This window comes from Streptomyces sp. NPDC057302 (assembly GCF_042667685.1).
GTDB lineage: Bacteria > Actinomycetota > Actinomycetes > Streptomycetales > Streptomycetaceae > Streptomyces.
Genome location: NZ_JBHUZJ010000004.1, coordinates 1 through 20,647 on the forward strand (window position 1 = coordinate 1; position 20,647 = coordinate 20,647).

The following is a 20,647-nucleotide window of genomic DNA, read 5'->3' on the forward strand; positions in this document are numbered from 1 at the left end:
GCCGAGCGCGATCTGATCAAGCTCGCCGACCTCGCCGACGCGCTGGCACCGGCGCTTGAGCGCCGCGGCGTCGAGCCCGGAAAAGCACGCTTCATCATCGACGTGGTACTGGCGATCCACCGGCGCGCCATGCCCCGCTGGCTAGCCGAGCCGGACACCACTCTCGCTCAGCTCATGGCTCAGGCCGCTGCCGAGCTGCGCGAAGTGGTCGCGCCACCAGCTCCAACGATCCGCTGAGTCAGCCGCAAACATGCTTCGCAGGTAAGCGTAGAACCGGCTGTCCGGGAAGGGGCCTTACTTCAGTGCGGCTTCCTGGTCCATCTGTTGGGTTCCTTGAGAGATCGTCGCCGGTAGTGACTGCGTTGAGCCGCTGACTGATGGTGTCGGCGCCAACTGGACCGGTGCAGCAGATTGGCCGTGGTGATGGCCGGCGGGGTGAGAGCCGCAGTGAGCAGGCGACGGATCTCCGGGACGGTCAGATGTATAGGCTCATGTTTCCGGGTGGGGTGGTGCGGTTCTGTCGGCCGGTGGGGTGCCGTGCTGGCGACGGCGGCGGTGAGGAAGGCTAGGGCGAGCATGGCGAGGGTGATGTGCCGGTGCCATGAGGTCCAGTACCTGACCTGGTAGTGGTCGAGCCCAACCTGGCTCATGGCGGCCTGGAAGCACTCCTCGATACTCCAGCGAGCACCGGCGACGCGGACCAGTTCGGCCAGCGTCACTTCGGTGGGTGACCAGCACCGGTAGAAAGCGAGTTCGCCGGTGGTCCGGTTGCGGCGGATCAGCAGATGGCGGTGGCTGCCAGTACCGATGTGGACCCAGGCCCAGTCGTAGCAGTGCGGACCCTTCGCGCCGTTGCCGGCACTGTGCCGTTGCCAGGCCGTGGCGGGCAGACGGCCGGCGACAGTATCCGCGCGGGCAGGGGCGCGACCCTGGTTGATCCGCACTCTCGTCGAGCAGGCGACGGCCAGCACGTAGCCGGTTTCGCGTGTCTCCAGGGCAAGCCGTAGATGAGGGCCCTGTCCGTAAGCTTCGTCGCCGGTCATCCAGGAGGCGGTGATCCTGGCGTCCAGCGCGGTCTCGATCATCTCCTAGGCCAGGCTGGGCTTGGTCGCGAACTGCACGTCCTCGGGTATCCCGGCCTCGCGGGCGGCGCTCGGGGTCGTTGGACCAGGAGTGTTCGGGCAGGTAAAGCCGACGGCCGATCAACGCCCGTCCCTGCTCGGTGGCGTAGGCGAGGAACACGCCGACCTGTGAGTTCTCGATGCGTCCCGCGGTGCCGGTGTACTGCCATTGCACGCCCGCCGAGGCGTGGCCCTTCTTCACGAAGCCGGTCTCGTCCACGATCAGCACCGCGCCGTCGGTGCCGAGGTGGTCGACGGCATAGGCGCGTAGGTCGTCACGGACGGCATCAGCGTCCCAGCAGGCGCTGCATCGGTCCGGGCCGGACATGGCCAGCCTGTTCGGCCAACCGCCAGCAGTTCTTACGTTCGACGCCCGACAGCAGGCCGAGCAGATAGCCGCGGGCGGTCGCCCGCGGCTCAACCCGGCCGAAGCGGCCCGCGATCCGGGCCATGGCCTGGTCGAACATCATCCGCCAGCGGGCAGGATCTACGCCATGGCCCGCGGCCTCCGCACGATCTTCGTTTGTCCACACACCAACCGATGATCACGTGGTGGCCGTACGCGTCCCCAGCGGGGTTCGGCAAGATCACGAAGTCAGACTGGAGTACTAGGGCCTCTGGCGGTGCAGACGGGCCAGGACGTGGTCGGCGTCGCGGCCCACCCCGCGCAGAGTCTTCGAGGAGAAGCTGCGCTGGAACTCCATGCCGACCAGGCCGAGTCCGGCCACGGCGGTGGCGATGCCGCCGCGGTGCAGCGGCAGACCATCCGAATCCAGGGCGCCGCTGTCGATGAGATAGGGAAAGGCGAGGCGGTAGCCAGTCGCCAGAACCACTGCGTCGACCGTCTCTTTCGTGTCATCGGCCCAGACGACGCCCTCGGCGGTGAGGCGGCTGAACATCTCCCGCCGGTCGACTCCGTGCCGCTCGAGGGCGGTGCGGTAGTGGCCGTCGTCGATGACCGAGACCGGGACCTTCTCGAGCAGGCGCCGGATGGGGGCCACGTCGAGCCGGGTGTGCTTCAGCCACCAGTGCAGATCGCGGCCCAGCGGGCGCTGGGGCGTCCATCCGATCGGTCGCCGGGTGGCCAGCGTGGTGTCGGCGGCCTCGCCGAGCTCGGCGGCGATCTGGATCGCGGAGTTGCCGCCGCCGACCACCACGACCCGCTGCCCGTCGAACGGGTGAGGGCTGCGGTAGTCGGCGGCATGCAGCACCTGCCCGGCGAACTCCTGGCTCCCGGGCAGGCTGGGGATGTGCGGGGTGCCGTAGTCCCCGGTCGCGGCGATGACTGCCCGTGCCGTGAACGCGCGACCGTCCCCGGTGCGTACCGACCAGGCATCGCCCTGGCGGGTCACCGAGGTGACGGTCGCGGCGGTGTGGATCTCAGTGGCGAGGCGGCGGGCGTAGTCGCGCAGGTAGTCCACCACCTCATCCCGTGTCGGATAGCGGTCCGGATCGCCGGGAAAGCGCAGGCCGGGCAGGGAGGAGTACCGGGCGGGAGAGAACAGGGTGAGGCTCTCGTAGTAGCGCGGCCAGGCCCCGCCCGGCGCATCGGCCGACTCGAGTACGAGGGTGCGCTCGAAGCCGTGCCGGGGGGCGAGGGCGGCGGTGGCCAAGCCGGACTGTCCGGCGCCGATGACGATGAGGTCGGCGTGTGTCATGAGATCGTGAATCCTTCATGAGTCGTTGTTTCGGGAAGTGACGAAATGTTGGGCGGTAAGCGATGACCGAGAGCGGTACCGAAGGATTCGCGGTGGATGCGGCGACGGCCGACTTCCTCAAGGCCCTGGCGAGCGAGACCCGACAGAGAGTGATCCAGCAGTTCACCGGCGGCATCGAGCTGACCGTTGGCGAGGTCGCCGAACGCTGCAGGCTCAAGCCGTCGACCGCCTCAGAGCACCTCAGCCTGCTGCGCCGCGGCGGCCTGGTCCTCTCCCGCAAGGAGGGCAAGCAGGTCTTCTACCGCGCCGACGGCGCGAGCATGGCCGAACGCCTCGACGCCCTGAAGGACTATCTGATGCGCTGCTGCCCTCCCGGGTGCGGCTGACCGGCAGCGCCCGCGGCGCTGCCGGTCAGGTGCGCAGGTCGAGCATGGCGGACATCGCGGCCACCACGGAGGGGGCGACCTGGTAGTAGACCCACGTGCCGCGCCGCTCGGAGGTCAGCAAGCCCGCGTCCTTGAGCTTCTTCAGGTGGTGGGAAACGGTCGGCTGGGAGACGCCGACGTCGGAGATGTCGCACACGCACGCCTCGCCGCCCGCGTGCGAGGCGACCTTGGAGAACAGGCGCAGCCGCACCGGGTCGGACAGCGCCTTGAACATCACGGCCATCTTCTCCGCGTCCGCCTGGGACAACTCCCCGGCGGTGATCGGTGGGCAGCACGGCACCACGGCCTCGGCGTCCAGCACCGGCAGTTCGACAACCTTCAACTTCGACATATGTCTATGTTGACACTCATCGATGCCAGTGGCAAGCTCCAGACATCGATAGGCATCGAAACAAGGAGTCGTCGTGACTGCCACCCTCCGCACCGCGCTCACCGCCATCCGGGCCCGCCGCACCGTCCGCCACCTGGCCGGAGTCAGCTTCTGTGACAGCTGCGCCCAGGTCAGCGACCGCGCCGCCAGAGCGGCCCAGATGCGCCAGCACACCCAGCTCGCAGCCCTCACCCACGCACGCTGATCCCCTTCACCCCGCCTTATCGCCCCCCCTTTGAGGAGACCGAGCATCATGAGCACCCAGCAGCTCCCCGTCATCGTCATCGGAGCCGGCCCCATCGGCCTGGCCGCGGCCGCACACCTGGTCGAGCGCGGCATCGAGCCCCTCGTTCTGGAAGCGGACGACAGCGCAGGTGCGGCCGTACGCGAGTGGAGCCACGTGCGCCTGTTCTCCACCTGGGGTGAAGTCGTCGACCCGGCAGCCGAGAAGCTCCTGGCCCCCACCGGCTGGGTGAAGCCGGACGGCGCGACCTACCCCACCGGCGGTGACTGGGCCAAGAAGTACCTGCAACCGCTGGCCGACGCCCTGGGCGACAAGGTCCGCCTCGGCGCCACGGTCACCGGCGTCTCCCGCCAAGGCCGCGACCGCGTCGTCGACGCCGACCGCGACCAGCAGCCCTTCACCGTGCACATCCAGAGCGCCGACGGCAGCGAGCAGCGGCTCGTCGCCCGCGCCGTCATCGATGCCTCCGGCACCTGGTCGACCCCCAGCCCCATCGGCGGCGACGGCCTGCCCGCCCTCGGCGAGCGGGCAGCGGGCGAGCGCATTTCCTACCGCGTGCCCGACCTCAAGGACCCTTCCGTACGGGAGCGTTACGCGGGCAAGCGCACCGCAGTGATCGGCTCCGGCGCCTCCGCGTTCACCGCGCTCGCCTACCTGGCCGACCTCGCCAAGAACGCCCCGGGCACCCATGCGGTCTGGGTGCTGCGGCGCGGCATCGGCGGCTCGACCTTCGGCGGCGGCGAGGCCGACCAGCTGCCCGCTCGCGGCGCCCTGGGCCTGGCGGCCAAAGCCGCGGTGGACGACGGTCACGCCGACGCCGTCACCGGCTTCCGGACCGACGCCGTCGAGAAGAGCGGCGAGCAGCTGGTGCTCGTGGCCGAGGACGGCCGTCGACTTGCCCCGGTAGACGAGGTCATCGTCCTCACGGGCTTCCGCCCGGATCTGTCCTTCCTGAACGAGCTGCGCCTGGGCCTCGACGAGCGTCTCCAGGCCCCGGTCGAGCTGGCCCCGCTGATCGACCCCAACCAGCACTCCTGCGGCACCGTCTACCCGCACGGCGTGGGCGAGCTCTCCCACCCGGAGAAGGGCGTCTACCTGGTCGGCATGAAGAGCTACGGCCGCGCCCCGACCTTCCTCGCCATGACCGGCTACGAGCAGGTCCGCTCCATCGCCGCAGCCATCGCCGGAGACCAAGAAGCCGCCGAGCGCGTGGAGTTGACCCTGCCGGAGACCGGCGTCTGCGGTGGCGCGGGACTGTTCGACGAACCGGCCGTCGCCGAGGAGTCCGGCGGCTGCTGCGCGACCCCGTCCACCGTCCAGATCGGCGTCGGAGCCCCGGCAGCCACATCGGGCGGCTGCTGACCGACGTGCCCGACGCCGACACGAACGCGACCGCGGCCGACACCGGAGCAGTGGTTCCGGAAGGGTCGCGGCCGCGCGCCGTCCTGCCCGCGCTGTGCGCCACCCAGATCACCAGCTGGGGGATCGTCTACTACGCCTTCCCGGTGCTCAACTCCCGCATCACGGCAGACACCGGCTGGTCCACGACGTCCACAACCGCCGCATTTTCCGGAGCCCTGCTGGTCTCCGCGCTGGTCGGAATACCCGTGGGCCGCGTCCTCGACCAGTGGGGCCCGCGCGCCGTGATGACCGGCGGATCGGTCCTGGCCGTCGCCGCGATCCTCGCGATCGCCTACGCACCCAACCTCGCCACATTCACCGCCGCCTGGCTGCTCGCCGGCATCGCGATGGCCGCCACCTTCTACCAGCCGGCATTCGCCGCCCTCACCCGCTGGTGGGGCGAGCAGAGAATCCGCGCCCTGACCGTTGTCACCCTCGCCGGGGGCCTGGCCTCCACCGTCTTCGCCCCACTCACGGCCACACTCGCCGCCAACTTCGACTGGCGCACGACGTACGCCCTCCTGGCACTGATCCTCGCGGCAGTCACCATCCCGGCTCACGCCCTCGCCCTGCGGGCCCCCTGGCCGCCACTACCAGCACCACACGTCGACCGGGAGACCGCGACCAGCAAATCGATCACCCGCAGCCGCCCCTTCCTGCTCCTGACCGCAGCCCTCACCCTCAACGGCTTCGCGATCTACGCAGTCGTCATCGCGCTCGTACCTCTCCTGACGGAACGCGGCGCCAGCCCCACCACCGCGGCATGGGCACTCGGCCTGGGCGGCGCGGGCCAGACCCTCGGACGCACGCTGTACGCAACTCTCGCCCGCCGCACGGCAGTCACCACCCGCACGGTCGCTCTCATCGCACTGGGCGGCGCCACAACGGCAGCTCTCGGCTTCGTTCCAGGACCGATCCCGCTCCTCGTGGTTCTGGCAGTGCTCGCCGGTATGGTGCGCGGCAATCTCACCCTCCTGCAGGCCACCGCGGTCACCGACCGCTGGGGCGCCAACGACTACGGCCGCCTCTCCGGCCTCCTGGCAGCACCCGTCACGGTGGCCGGTGCAATGGCTCCCTTCGCCGGAGCGGCACTGGCAGCAGAACTCGGGGGATACCCGGCGCTCTTCGCCGTCCTGGCCGGAGCATCGCTTCTCGCCTGCGCCCTGGCCGCCGGATCCCGCACCCTTTGACTTGACGCCGCCGGTGCATCTGGCGTCGGCCTGCGCTCCGTACCTGTGTCTGATCTCCGGTTCTATAGAGTCGCTTGCGACTGCTGGAGTCGGGAGCCGGCCTGGGGGTTTGATGGACTGGTCAACGGGTGCTTTCGGCTTCGCTGCGGGCGCGCTGATCGCGGTCATCACCGCACCCGTGGGGGTCTCCGGCGCAGTGTTCCTGCTCCCCGTCCAACTGAGTGTCCTGAGCGTCCCCAGCCCTGCCGTCACGCCGACGAATCTACTGTTCAACGTCGTGGCCGGTCCGGGCGCTCTGCTGCGATACCGACATACCGGCACGCTCTACGGCCCGCTCACCCGCCTTTTGGTCGCAGGCACCCTGCCCGGGGTCGTAGCGGGCGCGATCATCCGCGTCTTCGTCGTTCCCGGCCCCGCCACCTTCCGGCTGCTGGTGGCCGTTCTGCTACTGCCACTTGGCATCTGGCTCTGTGCCCGTACGCTGCGCCCTGCGCACGTGAACACCCCCGAACCGCCTTCGCTACGCACGATCACTGCTCTGGCCCTGGCGGTAGGGACAGTCGGCGGCATCTACGGCGTCGGCGGCGGATCTATCCTTGGGCCCGTGCTGGTCGGCCGCGGTACGCCTGTTGCCCAGGTCGCCCCGGCTGCCCTCGCCTCCACCTTCCTGACCTCCGTGGTTGGCGCCGGAACATACGGACTGCTGGCTCTCACCGGGGGCAACGACATCGCACCCCAGTGGCTGCTCGGAGTGGCCTGCGGCCTGGGCGGCCTGGTCGGAGGCAACATCGGCGCCCGCCTGCAGTCCAGACTTCCTGAGCAGTTCCTGCGACTCCTGCTCGGTGCCCTTGCTACGGGAGTCGGAGCCCTCTATGGCGTTCAGACGCTCGCCTGAACGTGCGTGCGCCGCGGGATGAGGGTCGGCGCAGGGGGAGTCTGACGGCGTTCTACTGGGAGAACAGGTCCTCCTGCACGAAGTCGACGATGCTGCGCTGGGGATAGAAGAGCCCGAGCAGCATGAAGGTCTTGGGGTGCGCCGCGATGTTGCCGACGAAGCAGTGAACGGCGCGGTGCGGAGTGAACATCCGCTCGAACCAGCGCTCGCGCAACTTGTCCTCGACGCCCCGCTGACCGTACTGACGCAAGAACTTTCGGTAGGACTCCCCGGCTTCCCAGTCCTTGAGCCCCATGTCGTGTCCGGAACACTCTTTGCCCGCGCACCGGAAGCTGTAACGGAACTCAAGGGGCACCCACTCCAGCCGCTGGAGATCTTGTTCGAAGAGGTCCAGTTGGTCTGCCAGGGCCGCCTTCGACGCGGGCCACGGTTCTGCGGGAGCCAGACGGAAGCCGGTGACCTCAGCCGGGCGGAAGACGCCGAGGGACGTTCCGCGTTCCTCCTGGTCTCGCCGGATGGAGCACAGTGAGGAAGCCATGAGCGGGCGCACGTGCTCGTATCGCTTCTTCCAGCCGTCGGATGTCCCTAACCGGTCAACGATCTTCAGCGTCTCCAGGTTGGGGCGCAAGCTCTCGGGGCGACGGTCGTGAGGGTGGGTTCGGACGTCCACCTCGATGATCGAGTACTTCTCGAATTGGCTGCCCTCGCCGAGGAGTCGGAAGGGAACGGGGGAAGAGCCGAACATGCTGTGGGGCGCCCTGGTCCAGCCGTATGCCTGCCACACAGCTGGTCTCGCGGTACTTCGCGGATAACTCCGGATACGTCTTGACCGTGATCATTATCCGCGCTCGCTGCCACGCTCCAGCCACGGTGCCCCCTCGTCCGCTGACCGTCCTGGTCAGATTGGACGGGAGGCATGTGCCGGATGCAAGAGTGCCTGTTGGTCCCGGCGACCAAGTCAGGCCAACGGAGTTACGGGCACCGAGGTGCGCTTGCGAAGAGTCTCCAGGACCACCTGACGGTGGCAGCGTTCCTCGTCCTTCTCGAAACACAGCACCGCGACGCGGGAGCGCGCGGCGTGCCCGGCCAGCTCCGCGAGGTCGGACTGCGCCGCCTCGCTGCGTAAGAGGATGCGGAACTTCGCCCTGCCTTCGACGATCCGTCCTTCCCAGAACGGAGCCCGGTTGTCCTTGGGATTTCCCAGCCCACGCAGATGGGTGTACTCGATACCGGCGTCATCAAGGGCCTGGCCGAGGCGGGTCTTGCTGAAGCCCGGCTTACGGCTGATGGGTGTCAGCCGCACATCGGCAACGACGCTGATCTGGGAGTCGAGGAGGGAGGCCACGAACGAGTCGATGTCCCGTCCCTCGTATCCGGCAGACCAGAGTCCTGGGCTCACCTTGGATTGCTGGAACAGCTCGTCGAGGGAGAGCCCCAGGGCCTTTGCGAGCGCGCCGACCGTGAAAAAACCTGGCTGGATTGCCCCCGCGCTCTCCAGACGGGCCAGGGCGCTGGCAGAGATCCCGGCCTCCTTGGCCAGCCGCTCACGCGACCAGCCGCGGTCCTCTCGCAGGCTGCGTACACGCTGGGCGAGCACTTGCGCGTGAGCGTGTTCGGAGGGGTTCGCAGCGTGACGAGGAGCCATGAGGCCGGATCCTAACGGAATGCAGCACCACTGCTTGGCACGCGGTGCCCCCAATCGGCCTCGCACTGGCGGCCGTTGATACCCAGGCTGGCAACCGGTCGGACCTCACCCGAGCTTTCACCGGCGCGGAAAGGACACCGATGTTCCTGTCCGGCAACGGAGTGCTGGTACAGAGCACCGCGGGTGCTTGGAGCCCGGACGTCTTCGCCGATGAAGACCCGTTTACGCCCGACCCCCCTGGCCGCCTACCGCAAGGCCGCCGAGGACACCGTCCTGGCCGCCGCCCAGGACGGACTGCGCGCGATCCCTCGCCCTGGTGGAGGGCCGACCCGGCGGGCTGTATCACGCGGTGGCCGGAGGGGTCCCCGACCGCTGGATCGCCGAACGCGTCGCCGCCGACCTCGACGTCACGGCGCGCAGCCTCACCCCCGAGGAGGCCACCGGCGTGCGGGGCGAATTCGGCGCCCTCATCATGTCCGTCTCCGGCCGCATCCGCGCCGTCCGCGCACAACAGGACCTGGGCTGGCAGGCCAGCCACGCCGACATGCTGACCATGATCGGCGAGGAGCGCCTGCGCCGGCTGGCCACCCCCACCCGGTGATGACGGCTTCGCCACCGCCCCACGCATCACCTGCGTTGGCGCAGCCCTCCACCCCGAAGCGCCTCGCTACGGCCGTGCCCCCAATCACCTGCTGGCCCTTTGGCCTCGATTGAAAGGAGCATTGTCATGAGCATTATTGACTGGCTTCCTGACGGCTTCCCTGCGCAGCAGATCGACACCGATAACACACGGTTGTCGGTCGCGGTCGGCTGCAGTGGCCCGGTCCTCGCCGCGGGCGGCATGTGGCACTTCTTCATGAACCCGCACCTTCCCGAAATGCTCTTCGACGGCCACGAGCTGGAGTTCTTCACCGCCACGTTCACCGCCATGTCCAACCCCGGCACCTTCAGCGACCACGACCTCGCCGCCTACGCCCGGGCGTACACCGGGCGCGAGCGGCTGCGCGGCGGCTTCGAGCGCTACCGCACCCTCCTGGATGACGGCCGCGAAACCCGTGCTCTGCTCGCCAGGCGGAAGCTGCCCATGCCCGTCCTTGCCGTCGGCTCCGCCCAGGCCCTGGCATCCCCACGCGACCAACATCCAGGGGGCGATCGCACCGACCGGGCACTTCGTCGCCGAGGAAGACCCCGACTGGTGCACAAAGACGGTGACCATATTCCTCGCCTGACCTCCGCCCGCCCGGGTGGCTCCCGTGCACAACACCTCTTGCTGGTTGGGAAATCATGAATATTGCCCTGTGGATCACGCCGCACTGCTCGCCGCGGCCTTCCTCTTCTCCGGCCTGTTCAAGCTGGCGCTGTCCCACGAGAAGTACACCGCCGCCCAGGACTGGGCCGCGGGCGCACCGCGCTGGGCTCCCCATGCCGTTGGCACGCTGGAGGTGCTCGGCGCGATCGGCCTGGTCCTGCCCGCCATGGTCAACATCGCGCCGGTCCTGGTTCCGATCGCCGCAACCGGCCTGGCCCTGGTGATGGCTGGAGCTGTGAGGATGCACCTGCGGCGCGGAGAGCTCCCGGCCCTGGCGCCCAGCGCGGTGCTGCTGATCCTCGCCGCGATCGTGGCGTACGGGCGGTTCGGGCCATACGCCTTCCTACCCGCCGCCACTGACAGCCGCAGACACGCCTACGGCAAACGTCTTTGCCGCCCGCGCCCGCGCCACCGGGGCCATCCGCCCCACCGCCCGGAGGAGGCTGACAGCAGACCCTCCGCCAGCCCAACGGCCCACCCAGCGGACTGGAACTCTGGCGTCGTCGAAGGACACGCCAATCACAGCAAGATGCTCAAGCGGCAGATGTTCGGACGAGTCGGCTTCGCTCTGCTTCGCCGACGCGTCCTCCTTGCGGGAGAGGCAGCGGTCAGCCGAAGTTCACCACGGCAGTCAACTGCCGGGCCGTAGGCTGCTTCAGCTCAATTCTGGTTCTATCCAGCGACAGATACCCCCTCGGTCTTAAGGCGGGAGCCTCCCCATGTCCGAGCAGCAGACCCCGCGCATCTCCATGTCCGCCGAGGAGATCGATGCAGCCCACCTCGTCGCCCCGCCCAAGCTCAACGGCCAGGTCACCGTGCGCGACTACGATCCCCAGTGGCCTTTGGTCTTCGAGCGGGAAGCCGCCCAGATACGTGTGCGCCTCGGACACATCGAGCACCGGATCGAGCACGCCGGCTCCACATCTGTGCCAGACCTGCCCGCCAAGCCGGTCATCGACATGCTCCTGACCGTCCCCGACTCCGCCAACGAGGCCCTCTACGTGCCCGCCCTGGAGGAACTCGGCTTCGAGCTCGTCATCCGTGAGCCCGATTGGTACGAGCACCGCGTCCTGCGCAAGTACGACCTTGACGCGAGTGCAGACACGGCCAACCTGCACGTCCTGTCAGCGGGCAGCCACGAGGCCGACCGCATGCTGCTCTTCCGCGACCGGCTGAGCAAGCACAGCGGCGATCGCAAACTCTACGGCGACACCAAGCGCTTCCTGGCCCAGCAAACCTGGGAGTACGTGCAGAACTACGCCGACGCCAAGTCCGAGGTGGTCGCCGGCATCCTGGAACGGGCGACGGCCGAGAAATCCACAGATGCTGGTAGATGACCACACCACGCAGCGTCACGCTCCAGCGAACGAGAGCTAGAGCCAGAGCGTGGGAGTCGCGTTCTGCTCGAGCTTGCGCCGGGGCGATCCGCAAGGGTCACATGCTTAGGCTGTTGCGGGTTGCTGCAGCGGGTGCACAACGCGACGTGGCGGACGGTGCGGCGCAGTAGTCGTTCACCGGCTCACCTTCAACGCAGCCACCACCCAGACCGGAACCGCTCCTACTCCTCGCTCACACCAAGGCTCAGGCCGAAGCCAGCTGAGCCGACGCCCCGGCCCGCTTCCGACTACGTGGCTTTCCTTCTACTCTCGGATCAGGTGACGTTGGGCTCTGGCCCACACCGTCGGCTCCAAGCCCCCGAGCCGTGACTGACTGCAGAGGCCGGCCGGAGCCGCATCGCCGACAACGCGGCTCCAGCCTCCGCCCTCCAGGTGGGACGGCCGGTGGGATCACTCACGCGGCCTCACACCGCCAAGAGGGCACCTCGCGCGAGGTCCGATCGAGGGGGAGCCTCGGTCTCTCGCGCCCCCGGCCGCCGCCGCACCCGCGCGGCTGCGGCCGGACTCTTTCAGCGTCCCACCGGGGACACCGCATGTCCCCGGCCTGGCGTATCGTCCACACGATTTCCCTCTCGGCGCAGCCGCGAAACACCCCCTTTTTCGTGGCATGTCGGCTGTTGCAGCAGGCTCCCATTTCCACCAGATCGCCGTCATTGGGAAGTATGGGCTGACCCTGGAGGCGATGATGATGTGACGGAGGTAGTCCGAGTCCGCCCTGCCTGCTCACGCCGAGCCGCCGCGTCCCAGCGCATTCGCTGAGACCGCAACCGCATCTCCTCAGCCTCCGCCCGCAGGTTACGGGCCCGGTCGCCCGCCTGTTGGGCGAGGAGACGCAATCGCTGGTGGTCCTCGGAGGCCCCGGCCACCTGAACTCGCTCAGTGGCATCGCTCATAGTCACTCCGCAGTGGGGAGAGCAGTCGCAGCACATTTTCCCTGACGAGAGGCCCGCAGGGAAGGGCCCGTGCCTGCGAGTGTGCGACCCGGCAGGCGCAGGGCCGCTGGCAGAGCCGACTGTGCTCGGAGCAGAGGCGGTAACTCACGTTCGAGGCTTGATGAGCCCGCTGCACCAGGTCCCGGGCCCGCTCCCGCGTGGTACCCGCTTGTTTGCACAGAACGCTCGCATCTACCGCCATAGGGTCCATCTGCCCGCACTGCGCGCTTCCATGACAGGGCAGCAGCTCTCCGTGTCGCGAACTGCCCGCCGACGTTGATGTCGGGCAGGTGCCGGCCCGTGACCGGGGAGGGCCTGATGGACTGGATGCCACGGGTGCGTGGTCGTGGACGTAAGCCATGATCGGCTCATAGGAGATCGATGTGTCGTGCTCGTCTGGGCCTGTAACCGGCAGCCGGGCCTCGTGCCGACACGGCCCGCTGAACCCCGACGGCTCCACCTGCGCCTATAGGTCCACGCGCGCATTGGCTCTCAGGGGTGCGGGCGCCCCCTCCTTCAGGGGTGGGGGTGGCCCTGGTCCGGGTCGTCATCGGGGGTCTGCCAGGTGGTGCCGCGCTGTCCTTCGCCACTGACTTGGTCGGTGCGACGGGCGGGTGTGGTGGGTCCGGTGCGGCGGGCCGCGCGGCGTCGTCCGCTGACGAACATGGCGAGCAGGCCAAGGACCACGACGATGCCGACAACCATGAAGATCAGCGAGCCGCCGCCCTCCACGGCCAGAACCGTATAGCTGTGAGTGTGCATACAACTCATATACCCGGTACGCGGCGAAAACGCCCTATCGGCGATGACTACCTCGCCTGACCAGCAGGCCAACCCCACCGCGTTCAACGCTGCCCGGCTGCTGGCCGGAGGCGCGATGACGCCACCTTCTGCTGGCGTTCGCCGCCCTCCCACTGATGGCGCGAGCAGCGGAGCCGCGCTCTCGCCGTCGTCATCCCCGCGGGGGCTTTGCCTCCACCGCTCTGCTTGGAGAGCACTCTTCTCCCCTGGCGGCACCTTCTACGCACGGTCGGCGCAGTGGAATACCTCGTCCCGCGTGTGTGGGGCCGCTGAGCACGGGACACCCGATGCTGCGAAGACACGCGTCCACGCAGTTCGATCACCGTGGTGGTGGGCGCTCGCGCCACCGTCAGGCGCAACGCAAGCTGGAAACACTGGAAACAGAGGACCCGAGGAAGGAACAGCACTGATGGGCGCGATACCGCAGGACCCGACGACCAAGCACCCGCAGCCGGAGTTCGCTCAGCAGGACCAGCAGCCGCCGGGCTGGACCGGTCCGATGGACCCGCCCCCTGACCACGGCGAGGGCTCCTACCGGGGGAGCGGATTGCTGGAGAACCGGGCGGCGCTCGTGACCGGCGGTGACTCCGGGATCGGGCGGGCCGTCGCCCTGGCCTATGCACGCGAGGGCGCGGACGTCTTGTTCACCTACCTGCCCGAGGAGGCGGAGGATGCCAGGGAGACGGCGCGCCTCGTCGAGGAGGCGGGGCGCCGCGGTCTGGCCGTGCCGTGCGACATCCGGGAAGAGGAGCAGTGCCGTCGCCTCGTGGAGCGGGCGGTGGCGGAGTTCGGGCGCATCGATGTGCTGGTGAACAACGCGGCATATCAGATGTCCCAGCCTGAGGGCATCGGGGACATCACCACGGAGCAGTTCGACCGGGTGGTGCGCACGAACCTGTACGGCATGTTCTGGCTGTGCAAGATGGCCGTGCCGCACATACCCTCGGGCGGCTCCATCATCAACACCACCTCGGTGCAGGCGTACAAGCCAAGCCCGCACCTGCTCGACTACGCCATGACCAAGGGCGCCATCGTGACGTTCACCCAGGGCCTGGCGCAAATGCTGGTCGAGGACGGTATCCGGGTCAACGCCGTGGCTCCGGGGCCGGTGTGGACGCCTCTGATCCCAGCCACGCTGCCGGACACCAAGGAGTTCGGCAAGCAGGCGCCGATGGGCAGGCCGGCCCAGCCCGCCGAGATGGCACCCGCTTATGTGTTCCTGGCATCGGAGCACGCAAGCTTCATCACCGCGGAGATCATGAACGCCACTGGAGGCACTCCGCTCCCTTGATCCGGCCTAAGGGCGGGGAGCAACAAGGGCTCCGGTGAAGGAGGCGATCATGGCGCCGCGGCGCCCAAGGAGGGCGCGGGTTGACGCCTGCTGGAGGAGCTGGGCCTTCCGTCGGGCCTGATGGCCACGGGCTCACGGGCTCACGGGCTCACGGGCTCACGGGCTCACGGGGTCTGTCATCGTGCCGCCGAGCGTGCGCGATGACGATGTGCTGGCGTTCGCCCGCGCCGCTGGACTGAGATGAACTGGACGCCCCCGAACGGACCGCACGCCGCTGGACGGTGTTCGACCTCGGCGACCGCCTGGAGAAGGACCCGTCGACGCGACTCGCGCGCCACGGCTGCGGGGTGACCGCGGCGAACCGGCGCCTGCGAGGATTGGCACGGAGCGCGGGTGAGGCGAAAGGACGGGCAGCGGACGAATCTGGGGACGTACCTTCGTGGCCGTTCCACGCACCCGGGGTGACGATAGGTCCATGGGCAAGAGCGCGGTCATCGTCATCGACATGATCAATACGTACGAGCACCTCGACGCTGACCTGCTCCTTCCGGGGGTTCGGAAGGCCGTGCCCGCCATCGTCCGGCTGTTGGAGCGGGCCAGGGCCGCGGACGTACCGGTGATCTACGCCAACGACAACTTCGGTGAATGGCGATCCCACCACGGGGAAATCGTCGAAACCGCACTCGCCGGGCAGCATGGTGAGCTGGTCGAGCCGCTTCGACCCGACGAGGAATCACTCTTTGTGGTCAAGGCCCGACACTCGATCTTCTACGAGACCCCCCTGTCGTATCTCCTGTCCCAACTGGGAGTGCAACAGGTGATCCTCTCCGGTCAGGTCACCGAGCAGTGCGTGCTCTACTCCGCGCTGGATGCCCACATCAGACATCTGGACGTGATCGTCGTCCAGGATGCTGTCGCGGCGATCCACGACGACCTGGCGGACGCGGCGCTCCAGATGATGCAACGCAACATGGGTGCGGATCTCATGGACGTGGATCAGATCGAGCTGTGAACGGCGGTGAGCCGGAACGCCTCCCTGTACGGAGCGCGGGCAGCTTGCGGTCGCGCGGGTGCGGTTCCGCCACGCTCTGCCTAGGGTTAGAGGTGCGGCCGGGCACATGGCTTGAGGCGTGGCCCGCCCGCTGCCTGTGGATCGGTCGCTGTCACAGGCCGTGCGTACGCATAGCGCCGCCCTCACGGGAGACCCGCAGGTGGCCAAGCGTCACTGCTACCGGAGGAGAACCTGATGCGTGCACTCACCTGGCACGGCAAGCGTGATGTGCGCGTGGAGACAGTCCCCGATCCTGTGCTGCGGGACCCGACTGACGTCATCGTGCGGGTGACGTCCACCGGTGTCTGCGGATCCGACCTGCATCTGTACGAGGTGCTTGGGCCCTACCTCGATCCCGGCGACATCCTGGGCCACGAGCCGATGGGAATCATCGAGGAGGTCGGCAGGGAGGTCACCGAACTGTCGGCGGGTGACCGTGTGGTGGTGCCGTTCAACGTCTCCTGCGGGCGTTGTTTCATGTGCGATCGTGGACTGCATTCGCAGTGCGAGACCACCCAGGTCAAGGAACGCGGCACGGGTGCGGCGCTCTTCGGGTTCAGCAAGCTCTACGGCCAAGTGCCCGGGGGACAAGCCGAATTCCTGCGGGTGCCGTTCGGCAACACCTTGCCCATCAAGGTGCCGGAAGGCCCTGCGGACGACCGATTCGTTTTCCTCTCCGACGTCCTGCCCACCGCCTGGCAGGCAGTGGAGTATGCCGACATCCCAGCCAAGGGGACGGTGACCGTTCTGGGACTCGGCCCCATCGGCTCCATGGCCGCCCGGATGGCGCTCCACCGGGGCGCGAGCCTCGTCGTAGGGGTGGACCTGGTGCCCGAGCGGCTCAGCCGCGCACACGCGGACGGCGTCAAGGCCCTGGACCTGCGCCGCTACGGCAAGGATCTGGGCGACAAGATCCGCGACCTGACCGAAGGGCGCGGCACGGACGCCGTCATCGACGCCGTGGGTATGGAGGCACACGGGGCGCCTCTGGCCAAGGCGGCTCAGTGGGGTGTGGGCCTGCTGCCCGGCGCCGTGGCCGAGAAGCTTATGGACCGCGCCGGCATCGATCGGCTCAGCGCGCTCTACGCGGCGATCGACATCGTCCGGCGCGGGGGCACGGTCTCGGTGGTCGGCGTCTACGGCGGTTCGCTCGACCCGATGCCGCTGCTGACCATGTTTGACAAACAGATCCAGCTGCGCATGGGTCAGGCCAATGTGAAGCACTGGGTGGACGACCTCCTGCCGCTGCTCACCGACCAGGATCCGCTTGGAGTCGACGACTTCGCCACCCACCACATGACGTTGGAGGAGGGCCCCAAGGCGTATCAGATGTTCCAGGACAAGGAAGACGGGATGATCAAAACGTTGCTCAAGCCCTGAGCCTGCTGCGTCATGGTCGTGAAGACCTCGTCGACGCCGTCGTCCGCGCCGATCGTCAAGGCCCCCTGCGCCAGGGGGACCCGTCCAGACCTCCGCCGGAGCGATCCTCGGTTTCCTCGCGTCGAGGGCGCTCTCGTACGCCTGCACGCACTGCGCGCCACGGCCGTGATGCCCTGTGCCGTCGTGGCATATCGAATCGCCGCCCCATCCCTGCTTCCGGATGCTCCCGCGCGCCTTCCATGACGGAGCTCCCCACTTCGAGTGATCGGGGCCGACGCCGGTGAAGGTTGGTCGGGGGTTCCTCACGATCGGATGATTTCCGTCCTTGAAGCGTGAAGGAGTGCGAGTGAGCCTGTGCAGTTTGCGAGTGAGCCCGTGGAGTTGGGGCACTGGGCGAGGTGGCGCGACGCGTGGGAGCACAAAGCATGATCCGCTGAGTGCGCGCCTCTGAGTACCCGGCGGGCTCCGGACTGCGCATCGGAGAAGAGCGGAAGAAAGTGAGTTCAACGTGGCGGCTGGACGGGCGGACGCTCAAGAGTCGTCGGGGTGGTTGGTACGGGTGCGGCAGTGGTGGGGGCGGGCTTTCCACTACGCGGGTTCCGAGCGCCAGAGCGTGATGCTGGTCGCGAAAAGCACCCTGGCGGCCACGCTCGCCTGGATCGTCTCCTACTACGGTCTTGACGCCCAGTCTCCGGCGTTCGCCCCGTTCTCCGCGGTGATGATCATGTATGTCACGGTCTACCAGTCCGTGACACAGTCCCTGCGCTACGTCGGTGCGGTCGCGGCAGGGGTCGCCGTGCAGGCCGTGTTCGGCTTCCTCGCGGGCCCGGATCTACTGACCTTCGTGCTGGTGGCGGTGATCGCTCTGTCGATCGGGCGCTCAAGGGTGCTGGGGGTGCAGGGGCCGCAGGTGGCTACCGCCGCGTTCTTCGCGTTCTCCACGTACAGCAGCGCCACCGACAACATGACCCGGATCTCGCAGCTGGGGCAGATCGTGCTGCTGGTCCTCATCGGCTGCGCCATCGGCACCGCGGTCAACGTCACCATCGCCCCGCCGCTGCGCTACCGAAGCGCCGAGTACAGCGTCCGCATCCTCGCCCGAGCGCTCTACGACCTCACAGCCGACATGCACCCCACCCTGCGTGAAGGCGCACCGGCGGCGGACACCATCACGCGGTGGCGCGAGCGCGCCAACCAGACGGACGGCCTGATCGCGCAGGCCAGGGCCGGCTTGCACACAGCCAAGGAAAGCCTCCACTACAACCCTCGACAGCTGCTGAGGCGCCATCGTGGGCATCTGACCTTCCAGGGGTACGAGACGGTGCTGAACGCCCTGGAGCGGACCCTGAGCCAACTGGCCTCCCTGACGCGGAGTCTCGACCAGTGGAAGCAAGAGGAGAACGACTACAGGTACCGACACTTCCTGGATCGCTACGCGGCCTTCCTCGAAGCCATCTCAGAGATCGCGTACGCGCTGAGCGCCTTGGACGAGAAGGATCTGGGTCGGCAGACGGAGGATCTGTCCGGGCTGGTCGATGATGCGCAGACGCGGCGCCGAGAGGTCGCCGAAGAGGCCGAGGCCCAATCCCTGCCGCTGGCTGACCCCACCCGGCCCTACGGGGCTCTGGTCATCGAGGCCACCCGCCTCATGGAGGAGGTCCAGTACACGAGCGACACTCTCCACACTTGGGTAGAGGCGTAACCCGCCCCCGGAGGGGCGTCATGACCCGCTTTGGGGTGCCGTGGGCATGCGTCGCAGCGTGACGGGGTTGCCTCCGCCCTGGGGCACCAGTTCGTCGCGGTCGGGCTTGCGGCCCACGAAACCGGCCGGGGTCGAAGGTGTAGGGCTTCGGTCAGAGTTCGGGGTCGTGGTTCTGCCCGTACAGGTCGAGCAGGACCAGGCTGCCGACGGGAATGTCCTGCCCGCCCCAGAGCAGGTCGGCCACGGCGAGCCCGCCGACGAAGGGCGCCAGGGGTTAGCACCGACAGACCTCGTGGGCGAAGGCGCGTGCGTAGGCCGCGTCACCGTCGGCGAGGAGCTTGCGGTGTATGGGCCAGCGGTGCAGGGCATGCCCGGCAAGGGGCAGGAACCAGACGGCGACCGTCGGGCGGATCACGTCCAGGACCTCGACCGCCGCGGTATGCGCGTCCAAGGGGTGGCCCTCGGCGTCACGGTGGGGCAGGTGCCGCATGGACCGGATCAGCGGGAGCCGCTTCCGTCCCGTTGCGGACCGCCTCGACAAGCCGGGCGAGACGTTCCTCCTGGCGGCTGCGGGCGCGGCGGGCCGCCAGGTGACGGGGCCCCGGCGAGGCCAAGCCGTCGACAATGTCGAGGGGCATGCCGGACCAGGCGCGGACTGCGCGCGTGAGCAGCAGGCTCGACTCGTCGAAGAGCACGACGCGTTCGCGGCTCGCCCACCGCTGCCGGGCTAGGCCCCCACTCGTTCTTGAGGCGCTCCGCAAGGGAGTTGAGGCTGCCGCGGTCCTTGAGCAGCGACATGAACAGGGCCTTGCGGACCTGGTGTTCCTCGCCGTCGCGGGTGTGCACAGCCGCGCGTCCGAAGAGAGTGTCGAGAACGGGGCCCGGCAGTGTGCCGTGGCGCTCGATGTGGCTCTCGTCGTAGAAGAAGCGCACCGCTTCAGTGGCCGTGGAGGGCCACAGTGTTCTTGCCCATGAGACGACAGTGCACCGGTTGCCACGGTTGCGTCGACGACGGTCGGGCAACCACCCGTATCCCTGGGCCATCAATGCCAAGGTGCTGTCGAACGCATGTGCACGGTGTACGGGTACGGGCATGGGCTGCGGATGGAGCGTGGGAGGGCAGCGGTCAGGCGCCGCGACGGTGGACGTCCTCCTGGGCGTCCTCGTTCGGGGACAGCGCGTCGGCCGCCTCGCCGTCCTTGCCGCGCCGTTCGCCGTCGTCCACTACGCCCGTCTCGGCATCTTCCGCCTCGTGCAGAACCTCGTCGGCGGCCGTGGCGGGGTGCTCCTCGGCCTGCGCGGGCTGGTGCTTGGGATGGTGGGTGCTCATGGGTCTCCTTGATCACGTGGCGCCCGCCGACCGGGATGGCGGGCCCGCCTGGGTTCCTGCGGGCGCTGACAGTTGCCGGTCAGCGGTCGAGGGCCTTGGCCAGTTGCTGTTTGTTCATCGACGATCGGCCGTCGACGTTGCGTTTCTTGGCCTCCGCGTACAGCTGGTCCCTCGTCGGCCCCTGGGAGCCGCTGTGGGAGCGCTCGCCGCCGCGCTGCGAGGCGGATTTCTTGTCCTGTGTGGATGTCTTGTTCGCCGTCTTCGACTCGCCGGATCGGGCGCGTTCCTTGTTCACGGTGCGCGCCGCGATCTCCTTCGCACGGCCCTCGGAGGTGCCGCGCTTCTCCGCACCCTCCTTGATGTGCTCGTACTGGCGCTCACGCTTCTTGCTGGACCCCTGCGGCATGACGCACTCCTCACAGACTTGATGCGGTCCATCGGGCGGGTTGCCCGATGGACGTCCGCGTACCCTCCGGCCGGTCTC

The 20,647-nt window shown here is 68.4% G+C and carries 21 protein-coding genes and 4 pseudogenes; 16 read left to right on the forward strand and 9 right to left on the reverse strand.

All coding sequences use genetic code 11. The features are described 5' to 3' along the window. Positions 1-237, forward strand: a pseudogene (locus ACFUPX_RS04395) (TetR family transcriptional regulator); the annotation flags it as partial. Between the two features lie 62 nt (positions 238-299). Here ACFUPX_RS04395 and ACFUPX_RS04400 read toward each other — a convergent pair. Beyond that, positions 300-1,573, reverse strand: a pseudogene (locus tag ACFUPX_RS04400) (IS701 family transposase). Between the two features lie 156 nt (positions 1,574-1,729). Further along, positions 1,730-2,779, reverse strand: a complete 1,050-nt coding sequence (locus ACFUPX_RS04405) for a flavin-containing monooxygenase (RefSeq protein ID WP_383315748.1) — start codon at positions 2,777-2,779, stop codon at positions 1,730-1,732. 62 nt (positions 2,780-2,841) lie between these two features. Between ACFUPX_RS04405 and ACFUPX_RS04410 the strand changes: the two genes are divergently transcribed. Further along, the gene (locus tag ACFUPX_RS04410) at positions 2,842-3,165 is read left to right on the forward strand and encodes an ArsR/SmtB family transcription factor (protein WP_383315751.1); all 324 of its coding nucleotides are present in this window, start codon (positions 2,842-2,844) and stop codon (positions 3,163-3,165) included. Between the two features lie 25 nt (positions 3,166-3,190). Here ACFUPX_RS04410 and ACFUPX_RS04415 read toward each other — a convergent pair whose 3' ends face one another. Further along, positions 3,191-3,556: an ArsR/SmtB family transcription factor gene (locus tag ACFUPX_RS04415; RefSeq protein WP_383315754.1), complete on the reverse strand. Its 366-nt coding sequence runs from the start codon at positions 3,554-3,556 to the stop codon at positions 3,191-3,193. A gap of 73 nt (positions 3,557-3,629) precedes the next feature. On the opposite strand from ACFUPX_RS04415, the gene ACFUPX_RS04420 reads away from it, so the two are divergent. The 4 genes from ACFUPX_RS04420 to ACFUPX_RS04435 all read left to right on the forward strand — a co-directional run bounded on the left by ACFUPX_RS04420 (position 3,630) and on the right by ACFUPX_RS04435 (position 7,325). Further along, positions 3,630-3,800 (forward strand): hypothetical protein, encoded by a 171-nt coding sequence (locus ACFUPX_RS04420; RefSeq protein ID WP_383315757.1) that lies wholly within the window; start codon positions 3,630-3,632, stop codon positions 3,798-3,800. A 48-nt stretch (positions 3,801-3,848) separates the two neighbouring features. After that, positions 3,849-5,201 (forward strand): FAD-dependent oxidoreductase, encoded by a 1,353-nt coding sequence (locus tag ACFUPX_RS04425; RefSeq protein WP_383315760.1) that lies wholly within the window; start codon positions 3,849-3,851, stop codon positions 5,199-5,201. A 5-nt stretch (positions 5,202-5,206) separates the two neighbouring features. After that, a complete protein-coding gene (locus tag ACFUPX_RS04430; RefSeq protein ID WP_383315763.1) occupies positions 5,207-6,430 on the forward strand; it encodes an MFS transporter in 1,224 nt (407 codons plus the stop codon). A gap of 112 nt (positions 6,431-6,542) precedes the next feature. Then, the gene (locus tag ACFUPX_RS04435; protein WP_383315766.1) at positions 6,543-7,325 is read left to right on the forward strand and encodes a sulfite exporter TauE/SafE family protein; all 783 of its coding nucleotides are present in this window, start codon (positions 6,543-6,545) and stop codon (positions 7,323-7,325) included. Between the two features lie 52 nt (positions 7,326-7,377). Here the strand turns inward: ACFUPX_RS04435 and ACFUPX_RS04440 are convergent, their stop codons facing one another. Both ACFUPX_RS04440 and ACFUPX_RS04445 read right to left on the reverse strand, forming a co-directional pair. Further along, positions 7,378-8,070: a hypothetical protein gene (locus tag ACFUPX_RS04440; protein ID WP_383315770.1), complete on the reverse strand. Its 693-nt coding sequence runs from the start codon at positions 8,068-8,070 to the stop codon at positions 7,378-7,380. Positions 8,071-8,283: 213 nt separating this feature from the next. Next, positions 8,284-8,970: a DUF488 family protein gene (locus ACFUPX_RS04445; protein WP_383315773.1), complete on the reverse strand. Its 687-nt coding sequence runs from the start codon at positions 8,968-8,970 to the stop codon at positions 8,284-8,286. A 316-nt stretch (positions 8,971-9,286) separates the two neighbouring features. On the opposite strand from ACFUPX_RS04445, the gene ACFUPX_RS04450 reads away from it, so the two are divergent. The 5 genes and pseudogenes from ACFUPX_RS04450 to ACFUPX_RS04470 all read left to right on the forward strand — a co-directional run bounded on the left by ACFUPX_RS04450 (position 9,287) and on the right by ACFUPX_RS04470 (position 11,616). Further along, positions 9,287-9,571: a hypothetical protein gene (locus tag ACFUPX_RS04450; protein WP_383315776.1), complete on the forward strand. Its 285-nt coding sequence runs from the start codon at positions 9,287-9,289 to the stop codon at positions 9,569-9,571. Between the two features lie 126 nt (positions 9,572-9,697). After that, a complete protein-coding gene (locus tag ACFUPX_RS04455; protein WP_383315779.1) occupies positions 9,698-10,258 on the forward strand; it encodes a hypothetical protein in 561 nt (186 codons plus the stop codon). A gap of 10 nt (positions 10,259-10,268) precedes the next feature. Then, positions 10,269-10,529, forward strand: a pseudogene (locus ACFUPX_RS04460) (DoxX family protein); the annotation flags it as partial. A 189-nt stretch (positions 10,530-10,718) separates the two neighbouring features. Beyond that, positions 10,719-10,928 (forward strand): annotated as a pseudogene (locus ACFUPX_RS04465) (hypothetical protein); the annotation flags it as partial. A 70-nt stretch (positions 10,929-10,998) separates the two neighbouring features. After that, positions 10,999-11,616, forward strand: a complete 618-nt coding sequence (locus ACFUPX_RS04470) for a GrpB family protein (RefSeq protein WP_383315782.1) — start codon at positions 10,999-11,001, stop codon at positions 11,614-11,616. A gap of 1,508 nt (positions 11,617-13,124) precedes the next feature. Here the strand turns inward: ACFUPX_RS04470 and ACFUPX_RS04475 are convergent. Then, positions 13,125-13,370, reverse strand: coding sequence for a DUF6479 family protein (locus ACFUPX_RS04475; RefSeq protein WP_383315785.1), 246 nt, complete (start codon positions 13,368-13,370; stop codon positions 13,125-13,127). A gap of 448 nt (positions 13,371-13,818) precedes the next feature. Between ACFUPX_RS04475 and ACFUPX_RS04480 the strand changes: the two genes are divergently transcribed. From ACFUPX_RS04480 to ACFUPX_RS04495, 4 genes are all read left to right on the forward strand, one after another. Further along, complete coding sequence (locus ACFUPX_RS04480; RefSeq protein WP_383315788.1) at positions 13,819-14,700, forward strand: SDR family oxidoreductase; 882 nt, start codon at positions 13,819-13,821, stop codon at positions 14,698-14,700. A 475-nt stretch (positions 14,701-15,175) separates the two neighbouring features. Continuing rightward, complete coding sequence (locus ACFUPX_RS04485; RefSeq protein WP_383315791.1) at positions 15,176-15,712, forward strand: cysteine hydrolase family protein; 537 nt, start codon at positions 15,176-15,178, stop codon at positions 15,710-15,712. 234 nt (positions 15,713-15,946) lie between these two features. Next, positions 15,947-17,131 (forward strand): zinc-dependent alcohol dehydrogenase, encoded by a 1,185-nt coding sequence (locus ACFUPX_RS04490; RefSeq protein WP_383315794.1) that lies wholly within the window; start codon positions 15,947-15,949, stop codon positions 17,129-17,131. Positions 17,132-17,639: 508 nt separating this feature from the next. After that, complete coding sequence (locus ACFUPX_RS04495) at positions 17,640-18,833, forward strand: aromatic acid exporter family protein (protein ID WP_383315796.1); 1,194 nt, start codon at positions 17,640-17,642, stop codon at positions 18,831-18,833. Between the two features lie 274 nt (positions 18,834-19,107). On the opposite strand, the gene ACFUPX_RS04500 is transcribed toward ACFUPX_RS04495, so the two are convergent. Then, positions 19,108-19,323, reverse strand: coding sequence for a hypothetical protein (locus tag ACFUPX_RS04500; protein ID WP_383315799.1), 216 nt, complete (start codon positions 19,321-19,323; stop codon positions 19,108-19,110). Here ACFUPX_RS04500 and ACFUPX_RS04505 point away from each other — a divergent pair. Beyond that, the gene (locus ACFUPX_RS04505; protein ID WP_383315802.1) at positions 19,322-19,564 is read left to right on the forward strand and encodes a hypothetical protein; all 243 of its coding nucleotides are present in this window, start codon (positions 19,322-19,324) and stop codon (positions 19,562-19,564) included. The genes ACFUPX_RS04500 and ACFUPX_RS04505 overlap by 2 nt on opposite strands. A 395-nt stretch (positions 19,565-19,959) precedes the next feature. Here the strand turns inward: ACFUPX_RS04505 and ACFUPX_RS04510 are convergent, their stop codons facing one another. Both ACFUPX_RS04510 and ACFUPX_RS04515 read right to left on the reverse strand, forming a co-directional pair. Next, positions 19,960-20,163, reverse strand: a complete 204-nt coding sequence (locus ACFUPX_RS04510; RefSeq protein ID WP_383315805.1) for a hypothetical protein — start codon at positions 20,161-20,163, stop codon at positions 19,960-19,962. A gap of 79 nt (positions 20,164-20,242) precedes the next feature. After that, positions 20,243-20,569 carry a plasmid stabilization protein gene (locus ACFUPX_RS04515; protein ID WP_383315808.1) on the reverse strand — a complete coding sequence of 109 codons (327 nt, stop codon included), beginning with the start codon at positions 20,567-20,569 and terminating at the stop codon, positions 20,243-20,245. Between the last annotated feature and the right edge of the window lie 78 nt (positions 20,570-20,647).

Bases quoted from the DNA above. Each gene is read 5' to 3' on its own strand.
- ACFUPX_RS04415 (WP_383315754.1), bottom strand. From the start codon at position 3,556: ATGTCGAAGTTGAAGGTTGTCGAACTGCCGGTGCTGGACGCCGAGGCC.
- ACFUPX_RS04405 (WP_383315748.1), bottom strand. From the start codon at position 2,779: ATGACACACGCCGACCTCATCGTCATCGGCGCCGGACAGTCCGGCTTG.
- ACFUPX_RS04475 (WP_383315785.1), bottom strand. From the start codon at position 13,370: ATGCACACTCACAGCTATACGGTTCTGGCCGTGGAGGGCGGCGGCTCG.
- ACFUPX_RS04455 (WP_383315779.1), top strand. From the start codon at position 9,698: ATGAGCATTATTGACTGGCTTCCTGACGGCTTCCCTGCGCAGCAGATC.
- ACFUPX_RS04445 (WP_383315773.1), bottom strand. From the start codon at position 8,970: ATGGCTCCTCGTCACGCTGCGAACCCCTCCGAACACGCTCACGCGCAA.
- ACFUPX_RS04500 (WP_383315799.1), bottom strand. From the start codon at position 19,323: ATGCGGCACCTGCCCCACCGTGACGCCGAGGGCCACCCCTTGGACGCG.
- ACFUPX_RS04505 (WP_383315802.1), top strand. From the start codon at position 19,322: ATGGACCGGATCAGCGGGAGCCGCTTCCGTCCCGTTGCGGACCGCCTC.
- ACFUPX_RS04485 (WP_383315791.1), top strand. From the start codon at position 15,176: ATGGGCAAGAGCGCGGTCATCGTCATCGACATGATCAATACGTACGAG.
- ACFUPX_RS04440 (WP_383315770.1), bottom strand. From the start codon at position 8,070: ATGTTCGGCTCTTCCCCCGTTCCCTTCCGACTCCTCGGCGAGGGCAGC.
- ACFUPX_RS04425 (WP_383315760.1), top strand. From the start codon at position 3,849: ATGAGCACCCAGCAGCTCCCCGTCATCGTCATCGGAGCCGGCCCCATC.
- ACFUPX_RS04435 (WP_383315766.1), top strand. From the start codon at position 6,543: ATGGACTGGTCAACGGGTGCTTTCGGCTTCGCTGCGGGCGCGCTGATC.
- ACFUPX_RS04515 (WP_383315808.1), bottom strand. From the start codon at position 20,569: ATGCCGCAGGGGTCCAGCAAGAAGCGTGAGCGCCAGTACGAGCACATC.
- ACFUPX_RS04490 (WP_383315794.1), top strand. From the start codon at position 15,947: ATGCGTGCACTCACCTGGCACGGCAAGCGTGATGTGCGCGTGGAGACA.
- ACFUPX_RS04470 (WP_383315782.1), top strand. From the start codon at position 10,999: ATGTCCGAGCAGCAGACCCCGCGCATCTCCATGTCCGCCGAGGAGATC.
- ACFUPX_RS04510 (WP_383315805.1), bottom strand. From the start codon at position 20,163: ATGAGCACCCACCATCCCAAGCACCAGCCCGCGCAGGCCGAGGAGCAC.
- ACFUPX_RS04480 (WP_383315788.1), top strand. From the start codon at position 13,819: ATGGGCGCGATACCGCAGGACCCGACGACCAAGCACCCGCAGCCGGAG.
- ACFUPX_RS04410 (WP_383315751.1), top strand. From the start codon at position 2,842: ATGACCGAGAGCGGTACCGAAGGATTCGCGGTGGATGCGGCGACGGCC.